The organism is Bacillus sp. FSL K6-1000, assembly GCF_038630785.1.
In the GTDB taxonomy this organism is placed as follows: domain Bacteria; phylum Bacillota; class Bacilli; order Bacillales; family Bacillaceae; genus Bacillus; species Bacillus safensis.
On record NZ_CP152042.1, the window covers coordinates 1,143,715 to 1,161,390 of the forward strand.

The following is a 17,676-nucleotide window of genomic DNA, read 5'->3' on the forward strand; positions in this document are numbered from 1 at the left end:
ATGATGAATAAACAAGAAACCATTCTAACAGTAAATGACTTAAATATCTCATTTCACACGTTCGCTGGTGAAGTCAAGGCGATAAGAGGTGTGAATTTTGATCTGAAAAAAGGTGAGACACTTGCCATTGTAGGAGAATCAGGTTCAGGAAAATCAGTTACTTCTAAATCAATCATGGGACTGCTTCCTAAATCTAACTCTGAAGTGAAAAAAGGCGAGATTTTGTTTCAAGATAAAGACTTAACAAAACTTTCTGATAAGCAAATGCAAAAAATACGTGGAAAAGATATTGCAATGGTCTTTCAAGATCCTATGACATCGTTGAATCCTACAATGACAATCGGCAAACAAATTATAGAACCGATCTTAAAACATCAAAATGCTAGTAAAGAAGAGGCTAAAAAAAGAGCGCTTGAATTACTGAGTCTTGTAGGCATCCCAAATCCTGAACAAAGATTTAAACAATATCCTCATCAATTTTCTGGAGGGATGAGACAAAGGGTTGTGGTGGCAATTGCACTTGCTTGTAATCCGAAAATATTAATTGCAGATGAGCCAACTACAGCGTTAGATGTAACCATTCAGGCACAAATTTTAGAACTGATGAAGGACCTTCAAAAGAAAATTGAAACATCAATTATCTTTATTACGCATGATTTAGGTGTCGTTGCGAATGTAGCAGATCGTGTAGCGGTAATGTATGGTGGTCAAATTGTTGAAATTGGTACAGTTGATGAGATTTTCTATAATCCAAAACACCCTTATACATGGGGTTTATTAAGTTCTATGCCAAGCCTGGATACTAAAGAGGAGAAATTATTTGCAATTCCTGGAACGCCCCCAGATTTGCTAAATCCTCCAAAAGGCGATCCATTTGCCGCTAGAAATCAATATGCAATGAAAATCGATTTTGAACAGCAACCGCCTTTATATCAAGTGTCAGAAACGCATTATGCAGCGACATGGCTATTACACCCAAATGCACCTAAAGTAGAACCTCCTGAATCCATTAAGCAAAGGATGCTACAATTTAAAGCGCAAAAAGGGGGGGATCACATTGAGTGAAAAAGATGTTATTTTACAAGTGAAAAATCTTAAACAATATTTTAATGTGGGCAAACCAAATGAAGTAAAAGCTGTTGATGATGTTAGTTTTGACATATATAGAGGAGAAACATTGGGGCTAGTAGGTGAGTCTGGCTGTGGAAAATCAACTACGGGCAGAACCATTATTCGGTTATATAATGCAACAGGTGGAGAGGTTATTTTTAATGGACAGAATGTTCATGATAAAAAATCGACCACTGATCTTAAGCAATTTAATCGTAAGATGCAAATGATTTTTCAGGATCCATATGCTTCTCTCAATCCAAGAATGAAAGTTGAGGATATCATTGCAGAGGGCATCGACATTCATGGTCTTGCGAAAACAAAACAGGCGCGTAAAGAGCGTGTGTATCAATTACTTGAAACTGTTGGATTGAACAAAGAGCATGCGAACAGATACCCGCATGAATTCTCAGGCGGTCAAAGACAGCGTATCGGAATTGCGCGTGCATTAGCAGTAGAGCCTGATTTCATCATCGCCGATGAACCAATCTCTGCATTAGACGTGTCGATCCAAGCGCAGGTCGTCAACTTATTGAAAGAGCTTCAAGAGGAAAAAGGTTTAACGTACTTATTCATTGCCCATGACCTGTCCATGGTAAAATACATCAGCGATCGTATCGGCGTGATGTATTTCGGAAAATTGGTTGAGCTGGCACCAGCGAATGAATTATACGAAAACCCGCTTCACCCATACACAAAATCATTATTGTCTGCGATTCCGCTTCCAGATCCTGATTATGAGCGTAACCGTAAACGAATCAAGTATGATCCATCTGTTCACAAAGGAACAAACACCGAGTTCCGTGAAGTGAAGCCAGGTCACTTTGTGAGCTGCACAGAGGAAGAATTCAAAGAGCTTCAGGCGAAACAATCATAAGAAGAGAGAAGCACTGCTAATGCAGTGCTTCTTTTTTTATTTTACAAAAAAACAAGTTGATGGTAATTTTTAGTTAAGTACAAGCAAATACCGGAGGAAATCAAATGTCCAATTGGAAAACCTATCGTTATTCATTGCTTCATGTTCTCATTGTATTCATACTATTTTCAACGTCTTTTTTCAGGAAACCAAACGGAGGCAAGTGGATGTTCGTGTTTATGGCGCTCATTGGGATTGTGTCTTTTTCAGTGGAATATATGCTTAACCGAAAGACAAGGGGGCAGAAGCAAGAAGCACGGCGTGTAAAATATCTTTATTTCATCATGTTGCAAATCACGATGACACTGATCTTGTTTGTCTGTATTCAACTCGTCATGAATCGTTCGTTATAAAACTTTTTTTACGTTAATTGAAAAAAAGTGAAACTACTGAAGACTTTGCTGCGTCTTACTAGTACAGGCGTTTAAATAGCAGGAAATCGGGAATATCTAAGGAAGTGGTTCTTAACTATAGCATAAGGAGCAGATCCATGAATTGGTATGAAAAGCTCAGTGAATACTTCCCGATAGAAGAAATGAAGTCAAAAGAGCATATGGAAGCTTTATTAAAGGAAAGAAGTGATATTTATCATAAGGAGGAAGGACCTCATCATGTGATGATGTACGCCGAATTTGATTCTTTCATCTTTATTGATTATTTATTTGTTTCCAAAGATGCAAGAGGTGAAGGCCTCGGATCAAAGCTGATCCATAAACTGAAGGAAAAAAAGAAACCGATCTTGCTTGAAGTCGAGCCTGTAGATGAAGATGATGCAGATACTGCAAAACGCCTAAAGTTTTACCAAAGAGAGCACTTCAAGCATGCAGAATCAATTGGTTATAAACGCAGGTCACTTGCAACAAATGAAGTGAACCGAATGGAAATTCTTTATTGGTCGCCTCTTACAAATCATGAGGAAGAGATCATGGAAGCCATGAGGAAGACCTATGAACGAATCCATACGTATAAAGATGAAGAATGGTATGGACAATCGTATGAGGATGTGGATGATGTATTGAAGATCATTGAAAATAGAAAGCAAAAAAATATTTTCGATCATCTCGACTAAATGAGAATGTTCTGACATCAAGCAGCACCACAAAATGAATGAAATTGTCTAGTTTTTGTCACAAAAATTGCAAGAAAATCTGTTCACACTTACTTTTTTATAGTATAATCACTATAAAGATTACTTATTTAGAACAATTTTAATTTAAGAATACAGATCAATATTCATTCTACAAATTGAGGAGTGAAGATTTATGGTAACATTATACACATCACCAAGCTGTACATCATGTAGAAAAGCAAGAGCGTGGTTAGAAGAGCACAATATCCCATATCAAGAGAGAAACATTTTTTCTGAGCCTCTTTCAATCGATGAAATCAAAGAAATTCTTCGAATGACAGAAGACGGTACAGACGAAATTATCTCAACACGTTCAAAAGTATTCCAAAAACTAAATGTCAATGTTGAGACAATGCCGCTTCAACAATTGTATAAACTAATCAATGAGCATCCAGGTCTTTTACGTCGTCCAATTATCTTGGATGAAAAAAGATTACAAGTTGGGTACAATGAAGATGAAATTAGACGTTTCTTGCCAAGAACGGTTCGTACATTCCAACTTAGAGAAGCTCAGCGACTTGCTAACTAATATAAACACGAAAAGCTGCCGATCATTTGGCAGCTTTTTTTATTTGGTTTCAGCCGTTTGTTCGTAAAAGAGGCTGGCTAATATGACCACTATGACGGTTAAGAACGGAAGCAACAATTCAAGCGTGGCATGCTGTGACATAAATTCAGTCAATTTTACATCACGCACAATCATTTCTCCGCCAGTAAAGGCCAACAGCGCACTTCCTCCGTATAAAAGAAACGGAAATTTGGTCAAAGCTGCATGAATCAGCTTGCTTCCCCAAATAATAATCGGTACAGAAATCATGAGGCCAAAAGCGGTCAGAAGCATGTTGCCTTTTGCAGCACCTGCAACTGCGATGACATTATCAAGTGACATAAAGAGGTCGGCAATCACAATGGTTTGCACCGCACGCCAAAGGGAGCCGCTGCTCTTAATCCGAATCGATTCCTTCTTTTGTTCAATTAACAGATTGTATCCTATATAAAGGAGAAAAAGACCGCCAATAAACTGCAAATAAGGGATAGTCAATAAATAAACGGCGGCACCAGTCATTGTAATTCTCATCAGCACGGCTAAAAGTGTGCCAATCCAAATGGCTTTATTGCGTTTATCATGTGATAAATTTCGACTGGCCATTGCAATGATGAGCGCATTATCTCCGCCTAAAATCAGGTCTATGCCAATAATCATCAGTAAGGATACGATCCACTCTGTTTCCATCCATTTCACCTCATGTCCCAAATAGAGCTCGTACAACCAATATATGAAGACAATTCAAATATATGTTTCTGCAAGTTTTCTCTGCAAAAAATGCGTTTTTATTTCTTTTATTCATGTTTTATCATAAAATAGATAGTACGAAGCAATACCTCAATTCTTTAAACGGTTAACATGTAGACGGAACGGGTAAAGTGTAGTAAAGTACTATTAATTGGGAGCTTGTATGTCCCTTCAACATCTTATATAGAAGGGAAGGTTGGCAAAATGGAAATCGAAAGAATAAATGAACATACAGTCAAATTTTATATTTCCTACGGTGATATTGAAGATCGCGGATTTGACCGTGAAGAGATTTGGTATAATCGTGAGCGCAGTGAAGAGCTGTTTTGGGAAGTAATGGACGAAGTGCACGAAGAAGAAGAATTTGCAGTAGAGGGACCACTTTGGATTCAAGTACAGGCACTTGACAAAGGTCTTGAAATTGTCGTGACAAAAGCCCAACTTTCTAAAGATGGACAAAAGCTCGAATTGCCGATTCCAGAAGATAAAAAAGATCAAACAGATGAAGAAAGCTTAGACGCACTGCTTGATGATTTTCATAAAGAAGAGCAAGATCAAGAAGACCATAATGAGAAGGACAAAAAACTTCAACTTCAATTCGTGTTGAAAATGGATGATTTTGAAGATTTGATTGCACTTTCTCAATTAAATATGCAGGATTTTACCACAAGTTTATATTCGTTTGAAAACCGTTATTATCTATATGTTGACTTCCACGAGGATTTGTCAGATGAGCAAGTGGAGAATAAGCTCAGCATTTTGCTTGAATATGCTCATGAATCAGTTGTCAGCATCTACAGACTGAAAGAATACGGTCAGCTGATTATCGAAGGGAATGCCCTTGAAACGATTCAACAGCACTTCTCGTAACTAACAAAAAGTCGATTTCTATAGAGGAATCGGCTTTTTTATCTGAATGAATAGGTAAATAAAGAGATCGGCAAGGAGAAAATGAAATGAGAAATTTAGTCAAAGTTCTATTTTTTCTAATCATTACGATAGGTGCTTATTTAATCGTCCAATTGATTGCCGGTGATTTAGCGGTAAGTGTATTAAGTTCAGTCAGTGTTCTATTTACTTTATCGATTATTTTCATCGGATTTGTTATTTTCTTGGAGAACCGGAATCCGTCTCACACGATTACATGGCTTGTCCTGCTGGGCAGCTTTCCGTTATTCGGCTTTTTGTTCTACATTTTCTTTGGACGCAATATCAAAAAGCGCCGGCTGTTTGAAAAGAAAGCGGTATTGGATGAGCAGTTAATCCAGGAAGATGAACGTATTCATAGAGAAGCAATTGAAAAAATGACGCATATGGGTGATCATCAGCAGCTCTTATTTAAGCTGGCCCACAGACTTGGACATACTCCTATTACATATCGCACGTCCTCTAAAGTCTTAACAAATGGTGAAGAAACATTCTCTCATATTTTTGAAGAGATCAAAAAAGCAACACATCACATTCATTTAGAATATTACATTCTCCGCCACGATGACCTTGGCCAAGAATTAAAGGACATTCTAATTGAAAAAGCGAAAAATGGCGTGATTGTCCGCTTTTTATATGACGATGTAGGAAGCTTAAAGCTTTCTCGTCAATATATTGCTGACCTAGAAAAGGCTGGCGTTCAGATCGTTCCATTTTTACCAGTAAGGCTCCCCCTTTTAAATAATAAAATTAACTTCCGAAATCATAGGAAAATTGTTGTCATTGATGGAGAAGTGGGATTTGTCGGCGGGCTTAATATCGGAGACGAATACATGGGCAGAAGTAGACAATATGGATTCTGGCGTGATACACATCTGATGATTAAGGGCGAAGCTGTTCGTGACCTCCAGCAGATTTTCATGCAGGATTGGTATTATATGACGAATGAAAGATGCTCAGGTGTGGACTATTTCAAAGATTTCAGTCACCTTGAGAGTACAACAGAAGGCGTACAAATGATTGCTGGCGGGCCTGACAAGCAGTGGGAGGTCATTAAAAATCTCTTTTTCTCTATGATCATCTCCGCTAAAAAGTCCATCTGGATCGCTTCACCGTATTTTGTCCCGGATGATGATATTTTGTCCGCATTGAAAATTGCCGCATTGAGCGGAGTAGATGTCCGGATTATTGCTCCAAAGAATCCAGATAAACGGATTGTGTTCCATGCGTCTCGTTCATACTTCCCTGAGCTTCTTGACGCAGGGGCAAAGGTGTACGAGTATGATCAAGGCTTTATGCATAGTAAATTTATTATTGTGGATAGCGAGCTGGCTTCGATAGGAACAGCAAACATGGATATGAGAAGCTTTCATTTGAACTTTGAAGTGAATGCCTTCCTCTATAAAACGAAAAGCACAGAGAAGCTTGTCAACGATTTCTTAGGTGATTTAGAGCAGTCACATGAAATTGTGTCAAAAGAGTTCGCAAAGAGACCTTTGAGGGTCAGACTGTTTGAATCAACTGCAAGATTATTATCACCACTTTTATAAAGATTGTATTTTCCCTCTTTTCTATAAGGGGGATTTTTTATTTTACGGAAGTTATGATCAGTAAAATCATTTTTTGACACGGTGAAAATTCATTTTCCCTTTTCGCTTTCTTATAGACGAACAAGCTATAATACGGGCATCAAAGAGCGAGGGGCGAACTGAATGAATGCAGCAATGATGGATAACGGTAAGCTTATCCGAATTACACATCATCTATCGAAAAGCCGGCTGGAGCATGTAAGAACGACGTGCAAATTTTATTGTCCTGAATGTAGGGAGGAGGTGCAATTAAAGCTAGGGGAGCATCGTGTCTATCATTTTGCGCATAAACAGCTGACAGCATGTTCGTTAGCCTCAGGCGAAACGGCTTATCATCAGGCGGGAAAGGAAGCCATTATGAATTGGCTGAAGCGGCTTGGACATAAACCAGCGCTGGAAAAGTATATGTCAAAGGTTCATCAGCGTCCTGATGTGACCGTCTCTATAGGAAATGAAACCTATGCAATCGAATTTCAATGTGCTAATATTTCCCGGCAGGAGCTGCGCAGAAGAACAGCAGGTCTCCGTGAAGCAGGTCTCTTTCCAATATGGATGATAGGGGCAAATCGTTTGAAACGAAAATCTGCCCAGCTTTTTTCTTTCTCCTCCATTCATTGGGGAATTTTAAGGGAATCAGAGAAAAGGCGGTTGATTTTTTTCTGCCCGCTTCAAAATAGGTTCATCCATCTTGATCAATTTCTCGTGTTTCAACCAACGAAAATATGTGCGGCAATGACTGTCAGACCACCTTCCGCATACAGCAAAATTCCTTCACTCCTATCTGCGAGCTCAAGCAAGTGTCAAGTAAACCAACAATGGCTTAAATGTATACAGCAATTTAGGCAGCGTCCTCCTCGCATTTTATCAAATGAAAGCAAACGTTTGAGAGATATTTTTTATGAGCATCATCAAACGGCATTCCCTTTTTTGCCGACTGCATTATTTATCCCGGTGCAAGAAGCGTATATCTTTACAAGTCCCGTATATGTTTGGCAAGGTTGCCTCTATGATTGGATGATGAGGAAAAAAGGAAGCGGAAGACTAACGATTCAACAGCTGATGAAAGAAATCAACCGGTGTGTGCAGATGAAAGAAGTGAAACTCCGATATAGTGATGTGTCAAGAGAAGAAATAAAAGTGGTGGTCACTGTATATGTAAAGGCGCTTGTAAGACAAGGGTTTTTACATATGACGAAAGAGGGTAATTATGAAGTATCGTCGAATCAAATGCCTATACAAACACTAGATGAAGTGTTAAAACGAGATGCTTTCTTATTTCATTAGCATGTTTCATGACCACTTTGATCATGATAAGAAAAAGGTGGTGCTGCTATTGAATCGAAAGAAACGCTTTTTTCTCATTTTTTTAGTCTGTTTGGTATTTATTTCTGCATATGATTTGACAAATATAGTTCAAAACAAAGAAGATAAATACAACACCAATTTCTTTCACTTTCCGAAAGGTTGGTTCAACACAACTCATGCAAGGGGGATTCATATGACTTCACAAAACAAAAACAATCATCTACCAGACAGAAGCGAAGTAAAAGAAGAAAACAAATGGCGCCTTGAAGATATTTTTGAAAGCGTCGATGCATGGAACAAGGAATTCGAAGCGGTCAAAAAAGAAATTCCGAAGCTGGCACAATTTAAAGGCAAGCTGGCCCATTCTGCTGATGTCCTGTATGAAGCCCTAACCTTTCAGGATCAACTTTCTGAAAAGCTTGGCAAGCTTTATACATATGCGCACATGAAATACGATGAAGATACAACGAACTCATCCTTTCAGGCGTTAAATGATAAAGCCTCGAATCTATTTACACAGCTATCTAGTACATCTGCTTATATTGTTCCAGAGATTTTATCAATTCAAGAAGATAAATTGCAGCAATTTATTCTGGAAAAAGAAGAATTAAAACTGTATTCTCATGCTCTCGAAGAAATTAATAAAGAGCGTCCACATATTTTAAGTGAGGAACAAGAAGCTTTATTAGCTGAGGCCTCTGAACCACTTTCATCTGCATCTACTACTTTTAGTATGTTTAACAACGCCGATATTTCGTTCCCTTCTGTAAAGGATGAGAATGGGGAGGAAAAGAAAATTACCCACGGCAACTTTATCACATTTTTAAATAGTGATGATCGTGAAGTGAGAAAGAATGCCTTTAAAGCTGTGTATAAAACGTATGATCAGTATAAGAACACACTTGCTTCTACACTAAGCGGTTCAATTAAAAAGGATAATTTTTATGCAAAAGTACGAAATTACAAATCAGCAAGAGAAGCAGCACTATCACGAAACAGCATCCCAGAAGAAGTGTATGACAATCTAATTGATACAGTTCATCAATATTTACCGTTGTTACACCGCTATATTGAATTACGCAAAAAGGTATTAAAGCTTGATGAAGTGCACAATTACGACTTGTATACACCACTTGTGAAAGATGCTGGCATGAAGCTCACCTACGATGAAGCAAAGGATTATATGCTGAAAGGGTTAGCGCCATTAGGAGAAGAATATGTGTCTGTGTTAAAAGAAGGAATCGAAAATCGCTGGGTAGACGTTTATGAGAATAAAGGCAAACGAAGCGGTGCTTATTCATCAGGAAGCTATGGTACAAATCCATATATCCTCATGAACTGGCAGAATAACATTGATAATTTGTTTACGCTGGCTCATGAATTTGGGCATTCTGTCCACAGCTACTACACGAGAAAACACCAGCCATATCCGTATGGAAACTATAGTATCTTTGTAGCTGAAGTGGCTTCCACTACAAATGAAGCGTTATTAGGCGAATACCTGCTTAATCATTTAGACGATAAAAAACAGCGCTTGTATGTATTAAACCACTTGTTAGAAGGATTTAGAGGAACAGTATTCAGACAAACGATGTTTGCTGAGTTTGAGCATCTTATTCATGTGAAAGCACAAGAAGGAGAGGCTTTAACGCCAGAATTTATGACGAACCTTTATTATGACCTGAATAAGAAGTATTTTGGTGACGGCATGGTGGTTGATAAGGAAATTGGATTAGAGTGGACGAGAATTCCTCATTTCTATTACAACTATTATGTGTATCAATACGCGACAGGCTATAGTGCGGCGCAGGCATTAAGCAAGCAAATCTTACAAGAAGGAAAACCAGCGGTAGAGCGCTATACAGATTTCCTTAAAGCAGGAAGCTCTGATTATCCAATCAATGTGCTGAAAAAAGCTGGTGTTGATATGGCTTCTAAAGAACCAATTGAAGCAGCATGCCAATTGTTTGAAGAAAAACTAAAAGAAATGGAAGAGCTCATCTCCAAAACAGGTGAGTAATGAAAAGACTTCTGTCAGACGTGTGAGTGCCAGCTCATCTTTTGACAGGAGTTTTTTTCTCATAAAAAAGACCTCTTCAGATGGAGAGGTCAATCCTTTTTAATGATCAACCTTTAAAACCTCTAAAGGTCTTACGGTGATTCATTCGATAAAGCGTAAAAAGAATCGCAGCAAATAAGAGTGGAGACGTCAAATAAAGAGGAAGCATTTTCATTAAGCCTAATATATTTAAAAAGAAACATAAGCCAATGGCAACAAGTCCAATAGTTGTGCTGCGCATGCAGATCCCCCCATTTTTTTGTTACTTTTACTATATGAAAGTGACAACCCTCTTATGTTTTGTGACAAAAATATGAACATATAGTATATCTGTTGTCATAAGTCGACAAAATTTGATATACTACAGATGTGAAATTAATCACATACAAACATTACCCCTTTGTTTGACCGTGAAAAATTTCTCCCATCCCCTTTGTTGTCGTTAAGACATAGTGAAACCGCGCTTATCCCGGCGCGGTTTCTTCGTGTTTATAAATGGAACAAACGTTCCTTTTTAGAGTAAAGAAAAACATGGGTCAGCACCCATGTTCATTTTCACAGCGATAGACATCAAGATCTGTATGGTTGTCATTCTCTTTATAGCGCCAAAACATTTCTTGCTGCACTTGTACACGTTCTACCTTTTGAGCGAAAGCCAGCTTCTTCATTTCTCGTTCAACTTCTTCAAGCGTCAGGTCATAAACAACGGCTATCTCTTTTGCGGATGCAAATTGAAAGTATGCAATAAACCATTCAATTGGAGGCCGTTCTGATGGTGTTGGTTTTTCACCAATCATTTCAAAAAGAATTTCCTCGTATATATCATAAGAGTAGGCACCTGAAATTTTTAATCCTTCATCTCCATTTACGGTATTAAAAAAGGCGAAGGTCGGAAGCTCAGATACGTCCATTTCAGCTGCAATTTTCATATCACATTGCAGTGCTTTCACCGCACTTTGAGAATGAATGTCGCGCTGGAATTCCTCGATGTCCAGACCAGCACTTTTTGCATTTTCTATCAGCACCTGCTCACTTGTGACATCTTGCTGATGGCAAAAAAGCGATTCTTGAATGAGACGCAAAAATTTCATTCCGCATTTTCTTCCTTGAAGCTCCGCTGCTTTTAATGCGAGTGAGGCGAGGTAGGGTGATGTCACAATTTGTTCAGACAGCATTTGTTCTTTTTTGGTCTGCGTTTTAGTGGCAAATTTCCCCCATGCTTCAGTCAGTAAATGTTTCTTTCTTTTCCGATTCAATGCATTAATACTAGAACTTGTTACCGTTCGTAAAGTGAAAAAACGGCCATATTTCATTTTTAATTTTTTAATGGATGGCTCTAATAACCAGCAGTCTGGGCTTAGAGGATCAATGAATACATAGATTTCAATCGGCTTTTGAGGATGTCCGTGACAGTGTGAGAAATATTGATCGTGCGAATTGCAGCTCAAGATTGTCCATCCTTTTCAGGTGTTTGGTTGACCATATGACGAGCCGTCAGAGAAAGCCGTTCAAATAAAAAGTCACGAATATCGCCGGTTAGTCCTACTTGATCCATTGCATCCTCCATGCATTCAAGCCATGCGTCCGCCCGCTCCTCAGTAATCGGAAAAGGGAGATGTCTCGCCCGCAGCATTGGGTGGCCATGCTCCTCTGTATAAAGCGGTGGTCCGCCTAAATATTGCGTTAAAAACTGTTTTTGTTTTCTTGCTGTTTCTTTTAAGTCATCCGGGAAAATAGGATGAAGCAAAGGATGACACTTTACATTTTCATAAAAAGTATCAACAAGTTGCGATAGAAGTTCCTCTCCAACCGCTTCGTAAGGTGCGTTAAACGATTGTACCATGTTGACTACTCCTTTTACTCGTAGTTAATAGGATGACTCACCCTATTGCGCATTTCATTTATTTCAAAAGTGATATTCAGTTTGTTCTATTTTATTGTTTCTATTCTTGTACTTATTTTAACAACCTCATCTCAATTCCACAAACAAACAGCTTTGGTCTGCTCGAAATAAAGAGTGGGGCGGGTTCCGTGATCAATTGACCATATCATAACACATTCAGTCAAAAAAGGGGGAAAAGCGACATACAAAAAACCGAAGAGGTTATTCTCTTCGGTTTAAGCGAAATATTGAGCTGTGATTTTCTTTACATAATTTTGTGTTTCTTTAAATGGAGGGATGCCCCCGTATTTATCTACTTTTCCTGAACCTGCATTATAGGCAGCTAAGGCGAGTGAGATATTTCCGTTATATTTCTGAAGCATTTGTTTTATATACTTCGTTCCGCCTTCAATGTTTTGGGCAGCATCAAAGGCATTGTTGACGCCAAGTGATTTAGCCGTAGATGGCATGAGCTGCATGAGACCAAGCGCACCTGCATGGCTGACAGCATTCGTGCGATAGCCGGATTCCTGCTTGATGACTGCGTGAATCAGCTTTTCGGGAACGCCATGCTTTTGAGCCATTTGTGACACGATTTGATTAATCTCTTTTGATGATGAGCCACTGGAGACAGCCTTTTGAAGCGGCGGTGTGTAGCTGTTGTTTAAGACATTTCCAATGCCATTCGCTGTATTTAATTGATTGTCATTTTCATACAAAGATTGAGCCTCAAGCTGATCACTGCCGGCAATCGCAGATAAATATGGGTTTGTACGCGCATATTGCGTGTTCGGAGCCGTTGATGGGTCCGTGCCCATAAAAGCAGAGATGGAAAGCGGGAGACGTGATAATTCTGATCCGCCTAAAAAATCTTGCAGCAGCGACTGAAATGAAGCTTGGGCATTCGATTCTTGACCCGCAGACATTTGCGTTTGTGCTGGATCTGTTTGTAACGTTTTAAGCGCTTGAAGCTGCATAAAGGATTGAAGTTGATTAACGTTCATCATGTTCCTCCTTCAAGGAATTCATCTATTCTGTGTTTTCATTTTTTCTTCATAAAAACGAACGACTTTGTTTTTCGTGTTTCGTACTGGGATATGAAATTTGCGGAGCAATGCGGAGAAAGCGGCTTGTCCGATTTCCAGGTCGCTTACTTCAAATTCAAGTTCATAGTCCTCTACTGTTAAATATCGGCTGTGATCCAAAACAATTAAGCCTTCTTGGATCATTTTTTCTGCTCTTGACGTTTCAAGTGAACCAAAGTACACAATTTGATCCTTTTGAATGTTCAGGTGGTCTAATCTGTCCGCAACTTCACCTTCTGGCAGCTCAAAATCGTTAAGTTGTGATGGGGGATCGATCGTTTGGTGGGTTTCAAGCAAGCCTATTTCGTGCGGTTCTTTTAATGTGAGCACCCATTGACCGTTTTTTTCTCTCATTCTTAATGCAGCCAATTGAGATTTTATATCAAATTGAGGTGTATCAAAATAATAGTTGGTTTGCGTATGGAAATCCGCATCCTTCAATTGAAAATGCAGTTTCAGCTGTTCAAATTCTTCTTTCATTAATAATTGTTTTAGTTCTATTTCAATTTCCTGTGACATTTTGACATCAACCTTTCATTTAGAGGAAATATGATTATTGTACATGAAGTGTGTTCACCATGTAAAAGACTGTTTTTTCTCTTTATTTTCTTTAGACGTGGACCAAATTGAATGAAGAATCGTGGGAAAGAATCATTTAAAAGAGAAAAACAGGATTTTCTCCAAAAGTTCGGTTTATCAATATTGAACTTGATATGATAAAATAAAGCTGTACTTTGTTGTAAAGGAGATCATGATGCAAAACAGAATTGAAATCACAGAAGCAACTTTAAAAGAAGACAGGCTGATTTTGACAATCCAGTCAGAAGAGCAAATCCAAAAAGCAAAAGCATCAGGACAAATGCTTGTTGATTCTGATCACTTTGCGTTCGTTTACATACTTGAAACCGAGGAGTCCTTTTCGTATCTTATTTTAGGGGAACATACATGGGCTCCATTAAAAGAAGCAATGAATCGTGACATCCCTGTCTATTTGGCATCGGATGAATATTCGCTGGAACTCATTCAGCTTCAACAGGAATTACATTATTTAATCGACAATATTAAAGACAATGCCAATTACGGAGATATGGAAGAGAAAGTGAAAAGCACATTCCTCTGAAATAATTAGGTATATGGAATTGGGGGAAGTTTCATGGACAAAAAACAATGGGATCAATTCCTCGCACCGTATAAACAAGCAGTCGAAGAATTAAAAGTGAAACTAAAAGGCATTCGAAAGCTGTATGAATTCGAGGATGACCATTCACCAGTAGAATTTGTCACAGGCCGAGTAAAACCCGTTGCCAGCATATTAGAAAAGGCAAAGCGTAAAAACATCCCGATGCATGAGATTGAAACGATGCAGGATATTGCTGGGCTTCGCATTATGTGCCAGTTTGTAGAAGATATACAAGTCGTGAAAAAAATGCTCCAGTCACGTAAAGATTTTGTGGTTGTAGATAAACGCGACTATATTGCAGAACATAAAGAAAGCGGATACCGCTCTTACCATCTTGTTGTGTTATATCCGCTGCAAACGATCAACGGAGAGAAGCAGCTCCTTGTCGAAATCCAAATTCGTACGCTTGCGATGAACTTTTGGGCGACCATTGAGCATTCTCTGAATTATAAATATAGCGGGAATATCCCGGAGAAGGTCAAGCTGCGCCTTCAAAGAGCATCTGAGGCAGCATCTCGTCTCGATGAAGAGATGTCCGAAATTAGAGGGGAAATTCAAGAAGCACAAGTGGCATTTTCCCGGAAAAAGAAAAACGACAGCTGAGCCAGTTTGATCAAATATGATGCTGCCCTCTCATAGCAGCAAGGTGAAAAAGGAGAAGAATTCATGAAATTTGCAGTTTCTTCAAAAGGGAATTCTGTATCTGACACGCTCAAAAGTAAAATTCAGACCTACTTATTGGATTTTGGCATGGAACTAAATGAAGAGGAACCGGATCTTGTCATTACGGTTGGTGGAGACGGCACCCTTCTTTATGCCTTTCACCGCTACAGCAGCCGTCTGAATGAAACAGCCTTTGTCGGTGTTCATACAGGTCATCTTGGCTTCTATGCTGACTGGGTGCCGAGTGAGATTGAAAAACTCGTCTTAGCCATTGCGAAAACGCCTTATCATATTGTGGAATATCCGATCTTAGAGGTCATTGTCAGATACAACGACGGCGGCAGAGAAGAGAAATATTTAGCAATGAATGAATGTACGATTAAAAGCATGGAAGGGACGCTTGTGGCAGATGTTGAAATCAGAGGACAGCTGTTTGAAACATTCAGAGGTGACGGCCTTTGTTTGTCTACTCCATCAGGCAGTACGGCCTATAATAAGGCACTTGGAGGCGCCATTATTCATCCTTCCATTAGAGCCATTCAGCTGGCAGAAATGGCTTCAATCAACAACAGAGTGTTTCGGACGGTCGGTTCACCGCTTATTTTGCCTGACCACCATACTTGTGTGATTAAGCCGAGGAATGATGTCGATTTTCAGGTGACGATTGATCATTTGACGCTGCTTCATAAAGACGTCAAATCCATTCAATGCCGGGTGGCAGATGAGAATGTCCGTTTTGCTAGATTTAGACCGTTTCCGTTTTGGAAAAGGGTGCAAGATTCCTTTATCGGAAAAGGAGAATAAGAAAGAGGTTGTTCTCGCTGGAATACTTTACGTTAAACAAAACCATGACAGCCAAAGAAGAAGGGCTGTTTTTAAAGGAATATTTAATTGATCTTGGTATTTCGAAAAGAATGCTGACGGATATTAAGTTTGATGGCGGTGACCTCCTCATTAATGGAGAGCATGTTACCGTGAGATATGAGCTGCATGAAGGGGACAGGCTCACCATTTTATTTCCCGAGGAAAAAGTGAGTGAAGGGCTGAAGCCTGCACCGATTCCGCTTGATATTATATTTGAGGACGAGCATGTCCTTGTGCTGAATAAAAGGCCGTATATTCCTTCGATCCCTTCTCGGGAGCACCCCGAGCACAGTATTGCGAATGGATTACTGCACCATTATGCCAAGCAGTCTGTTCGGCATACGGTTCATTTAGTGAACCGTCTTGATCGTGATACATCTGGCGTTATGCTTGTGGCGAAGCATCGTTTTGCCCATAGCCTTTTAGCTAAGGCACAAAAGAGTGGAGCGGTTAAGCGAACATACAGAGCGTTTACACATGGCATGATCACAGAAAAACATGGAACCATCGCTGCAAAAATTGCCCGAAAAGGGGATAGTATCATCGAGCGGATGGTTGATGATACTGGGCAGGAGGCAGTGACGCATTATACCGTGCGAGCAGTAATCGCTGAGTTAAATATGTCGGATGTGTCTCTCTCGCTTGAAACCGGGAGAACACATCAAATTCGTGTGCATATGCAATTTCTTGGGCATCCGCTCATCGGAGATACGCTGTATGGCGGAAGGGCCGAGCGGATAGACAGGCAGGCACTGCATAGTGAAACCCTTGTGTTTCCTCATCCGATGACAGGTGAGCAAATGACATTTTCAGCTCCGCTTCCTGATGATATGAAATCCTTGCTTTTTAATTAGAGAAACCCGGTCACCTGCATCGCAGGGCCGGGTTTTTTTATAATGTGAAATGCTGAAATCTTGAATCGTCATAAGGCATAGATGAGGGAACGGAGACCGTTTTAAGCTCAGGGTATGTGAGGGCAGACAGTTTGTTGCCAAATACACAGCCTGTATCAATATTGACGGTTCTGCCAACGAATCGAGGTTCTTTCACAGGTGTATGGCCGTACACAATCCACGGTTTTCCGTGATATTCCTTTGCCCAGTCCTTGCGAACAGGCCGTCCATCTGGCCATGTTTCTCCTGTGACGGCACCAAATAATAAGTAGGACCGCATCTGTTTATTCGGCTTTTTTCCAATATCCTTTTCCTTCATCGCTGCGTGTGCAATGATCAGCTCATCAGGAATGAGTACATCATAAAGCGGAGCCTTCTCAAATAACTGCTTAAATTCATGTGACAATTTGTTTTGTTCATGAGTTGGCAGTTTTTTTATTTCGTTCACTGTCGTTTCGATGCCATGAAGCAATTTGACGGGATTTCCTTTTAAATAACGATAAAGCTTAAAGCAATGGTTGCCAGGTACATATCGGATTGCGCCTTGTGAATAGGCATGAATGACAAATCGCATGACGTCTACTGACTGAGGCCCTCGATCTGTTAAATCGCCAACAAGGGCCAGCGTTCTCTTATCAGGATGGACGGGTAATCCATGTTTGAGTTCGTATCCTAGTTTGTGTATGAGGGTAAGCAGCTCTTCGTAGCAGCCGTGGATATCGCCAATGATATCGAATTTCATAAGGTTTCCTCCTGATTTTTTTCATCCATTCGTCGGAT

At 39.6% G+C, this 17,676-nt stretch carries 20 protein-coding genes; 13 read left to right on the forward strand and 7 right to left on the reverse strand.

The features are described from left to right. The first annotated feature begins 3 nt into the window (after positions 1-3). From MHI46_RS05700 to spxA, 5 genes are all read left to right on the forward strand, one after another. Positions 4-1,065 (forward strand): ABC transporter ATP-binding protein, encoded by a 1,062-nt coding sequence (locus tag MHI46_RS05700; RefSeq protein ID WP_260775832.1) that lies wholly within the window; start codon positions 4-6, stop codon positions 1,063-1,065. Then, positions 1,058-1,987, forward strand: a complete 930-nt coding sequence (locus MHI46_RS05705) for an ATP-binding cassette domain-containing protein (RefSeq protein WP_039177819.1) — start codon at positions 1,058-1,060, stop codon at positions 1,985-1,987. Before MHI46_RS05700 ends, MHI46_RS05705 begins: the two co-directional genes overlap by 8 nt. Before the next feature lie 104 nt (positions 1,988-2,091). Then, positions 2,092-2,379: a hypothetical protein gene (locus tag MHI46_RS05710; protein ID WP_260775834.1), complete on the forward strand. Its 288-nt coding sequence runs from the start codon at positions 2,092-2,094 to the stop codon at positions 2,377-2,379. 137 nt (positions 2,380-2,516) lie between these two features. Continuing rightward, positions 2,517-3,095 (forward strand): GNAT family N-acetyltransferase, encoded by a 579-nt coding sequence (locus MHI46_RS05715; RefSeq protein ID WP_024425040.1) that lies wholly within the window; start codon positions 2,517-2,519, stop codon positions 3,093-3,095. A gap of 193 nt (positions 3,096-3,288) precedes the next feature. Next, entirely contained in the window at positions 3,289-3,684 is a 396-nt protein-coding gene (gene spxA / locus MHI46_RS05720; RefSeq protein ID WP_003211421.1) for a transcriptional regulator SpxA, read from the forward strand. Between the two features lie 39 nt (positions 3,685-3,723). Here the strand turns inward: spxA and MHI46_RS05725 are convergent, their stop codons facing one another. Next, complete coding sequence (locus MHI46_RS05725; RefSeq protein WP_064498301.1) at positions 3,724-4,389, reverse strand: TerC family protein; 666 nt, start codon at positions 4,387-4,389, stop codon at positions 3,724-3,726. A 264-nt stretch (positions 4,390-4,653) separates the two neighbouring features. Between MHI46_RS05725 and mecA the strand changes: the two genes are divergently transcribed. From mecA to pepF, 4 genes are all read left to right on the forward strand, one after another. Continuing rightward, a complete protein-coding gene (gene mecA / locus MHI46_RS05730) occupies positions 4,654-5,319 on the forward strand; it encodes an adaptor protein MecA (protein WP_024425038.1) in 666 nt (221 codons plus the stop codon). A gap of 86 nt (positions 5,320-5,405) precedes the next feature. Beyond that, positions 5,406-6,926: a cardiolipin synthase gene (gene cls / locus MHI46_RS05735; protein WP_260775848.1), complete on the forward strand. Its 1,521-nt coding sequence runs from the start codon at positions 5,406-5,408 to the stop codon at positions 6,924-6,926. A 162-nt stretch (positions 6,927-7,088) separates the two neighbouring features. Then, positions 7,089-8,249 (forward strand): competence protein CoiA family protein, encoded by a 1,161-nt coding sequence (locus MHI46_RS05740; RefSeq protein ID WP_260775849.1) that lies wholly within the window; start codon positions 7,089-7,091, stop codon positions 8,247-8,249. 214 nt (positions 8,250-8,463) lie between these two features. Continuing rightward, on the forward strand, positions 8,464-10,290 hold the full coding sequence (gene pepF, locus MHI46_RS05745; RefSeq protein WP_285858218.1) for an oligoendopeptidase F: 1,827 nt from the start codon (positions 8,464-8,466) through the stop codon (positions 10,288-10,290). Between the two features lie 106 nt (positions 10,291-10,396). Here the strand turns inward: pepF and MHI46_RS05750 are convergent, their stop codons facing one another. The 5 genes from MHI46_RS05750 to MHI46_RS05770 all read right to left on the reverse strand — a co-directional run bounded on the left by MHI46_RS05750 (position 10,397) and on the right by MHI46_RS05770 (position 13,815). After that, positions 10,397-10,570 carry a hypothetical protein gene (locus MHI46_RS05750; RefSeq protein WP_039177829.1) on the reverse strand — a complete coding sequence of 58 codons (174 nt, stop codon included), beginning with the start codon at positions 10,568-10,570 and terminating at the stop codon, positions 10,397-10,399. A 295-nt stretch (positions 10,571-10,865) separates the two neighbouring features. Then, on the reverse strand, positions 10,866-11,777 hold the full coding sequence (locus MHI46_RS05755; RefSeq protein WP_039177830.1) for a ClpXP adapter SpxH family protein: 912 nt from the start codon (positions 11,775-11,777) through the stop codon (positions 10,866-10,868). Then, a complete protein-coding gene (locus MHI46_RS05760; RefSeq protein WP_251181114.1) occupies positions 11,774-12,172 on the reverse strand; it encodes a thiol management oxidoreductase in 399 nt (132 codons plus the stop codon). Before MHI46_RS05760 ends, MHI46_RS05755 begins: the two co-directional genes overlap by 4 nt. Before the next feature lie 275 nt (positions 12,173-12,447). Next, positions 12,448-13,215, reverse strand: a complete 768-nt coding sequence (locus MHI46_RS05765) for a lytic transglycosylase domain-containing protein (protein ID WP_260775850.1) — start codon at positions 13,213-13,215, stop codon at positions 12,448-12,450. A gap of 21 nt (positions 13,216-13,236) precedes the next feature. Next, positions 13,237-13,815, reverse strand: a complete 579-nt coding sequence (locus MHI46_RS05770) for a CYTH domain-containing protein (protein ID WP_251181112.1) — start codon at positions 13,813-13,815, stop codon at positions 13,237-13,239. 235 nt (positions 13,816-14,050) lie between these two features. Here MHI46_RS05770 and MHI46_RS05775 point away from each other — a divergent pair, with 235 nt between their 5' ends. The 4 genes from MHI46_RS05775 (at position 14,051) to MHI46_RS05790 (ending at position 16,857) form a co-directional block, all read left to right on the forward strand. Beyond that, positions 14,051-14,416, forward strand: coding sequence for a hypothetical protein (locus tag MHI46_RS05775; RefSeq protein WP_024425029.1), 366 nt, complete (start codon positions 14,051-14,053; stop codon positions 14,414-14,416). A 33-nt stretch (positions 14,417-14,449) separates the two neighbouring features. Further along, the gene (locus MHI46_RS05780; RefSeq protein ID WP_039177834.1) at positions 14,450-15,079 is read left to right on the forward strand and encodes a GTP pyrophosphokinase family protein; all 630 of its coding nucleotides are present in this window, start codon (positions 14,450-14,452) and stop codon (positions 15,077-15,079) included. A 63-nt stretch (positions 15,080-15,142) separates the two neighbouring features. Continuing rightward, complete coding sequence (locus tag MHI46_RS05785; RefSeq protein WP_041089854.1) at positions 15,143-15,943, forward strand: NAD kinase; 801 nt, start codon at positions 15,143-15,145, stop codon at positions 15,941-15,943. A 17-nt stretch (positions 15,944-15,960) separates the two neighbouring features. Then, a complete protein-coding gene (locus MHI46_RS05790; protein ID WP_186315147.1) occupies positions 15,961-16,857 on the forward strand; it encodes an RluA family pseudouridine synthase in 897 nt (298 codons plus the stop codon). Between the two features lie 37 nt (positions 16,858-16,894). On the opposite strand, the gene prpE is transcribed toward MHI46_RS05790, so the two are convergent. Next, a complete protein-coding gene (prpE, locus tag MHI46_RS05795; protein WP_039177836.1) occupies positions 16,895-17,638 on the reverse strand; it encodes a bis(5'-nucleosyl)-tetraphosphatase PrpE in 744 nt (247 codons plus the stop codon). Positions 17,639-17,676 lie beyond the last annotated feature (38 nt).

Bases quoted from the DNA above. Each gene is read 5' to 3' on its own strand.
- MHI46_RS05775 (WP_024425029.1), top strand. From the start codon at position 14,051: ATGCAAAACAGAATTGAAATCACAGAAGCAACTTTAAAAGAAGACAGG.
- MHI46_RS05770 (WP_251181112.1), bottom strand. From the start codon at position 13,815: ATGTCACAGGAAATTGAAATAGAACTAAAACAATTATTAATGAAAGAA.
- MHI46_RS05740 (WP_260775849.1), top strand. From the start codon at position 7,089: ATGAATGCAGCAATGATGGATAACGGTAAGCTTATCCGAATTACACAT.
- MHI46_RS05710 (WP_260775834.1), top strand. From the start codon at position 2,092: ATGTCCAATTGGAAAACCTATCGTTATTCATTGCTTCATGTTCTCATT.
- MHI46_RS05700 (WP_260775832.1), top strand. From the start codon at position 4: ATGAATAAACAAGAAACCATTCTAACAGTAAATGACTTAAATATCTCA.
- MHI46_RS05780 (WP_039177834.1), top strand. From the start codon at position 14,450: ATGGACAAAAAACAATGGGATCAATTCCTCGCACCGTATAAACAAGCA.
- MHI46_RS05785 (WP_041089854.1), top strand. From the start codon at position 15,143: ATGAAATTTGCAGTTTCTTCAAAAGGGAATTCTGTATCTGACACGCTC.
- MHI46_RS05715 (WP_024425040.1), top strand. From the start codon at position 2,517: ATGAATTGGTATGAAAAGCTCAGTGAATACTTCCCGATAGAAGAAATG.
- mecA (WP_024425038.1), top strand. From the start codon at position 4,654: ATGGAAATCGAAAGAATAAATGAACATACAGTCAAATTTTATATTTCC.
- MHI46_RS05765 (WP_260775850.1), bottom strand. From the start codon at position 13,215: ATGAACGTTAATCAACTTCAATCCTTTATGCAGCTTCAAGCGCTTAAA.
- spxA (WP_003211421.1), top strand. From the start codon at position 3,289: ATGGTAACATTATACACATCACCAAGCTGTACATCATGTAGAAAAGCA.
- MHI46_RS05760 (WP_251181114.1), bottom strand. From the start codon at position 12,172: ATGGTACAATCGTTTAACGCACCTTACGAAGCGGTTGGAGAGGAACTT.
- MHI46_RS05750 (WP_039177829.1), bottom strand. From the start codon at position 10,570: ATGCGCAGCACAACTATTGGACTTGTTGCCATTGGCTTATGTTTCTTT.
- prpE (WP_039177836.1), bottom strand. From the start codon at position 17,638: ATGAAATTCGATATCATTGGCGATATCCACGGCTGCTACGAAGAGCTG.
- pepF (WP_285858218.1), top strand. From the start codon at position 8,464: ATGACTTCACAAAACAAAAACAATCATCTACCAGACAGAAGCGAAGTA.
- MHI46_RS05725 (WP_064498301.1), bottom strand. From the start codon at position 4,389: ATGGAAACAGAGTGGATCGTATCCTTACTGATGATTATTGGCATAGAC.
- cls (WP_260775848.1), top strand. From the start codon at position 5,406: ATGAGAAATTTAGTCAAAGTTCTATTTTTTCTAATCATTACGATAGGT.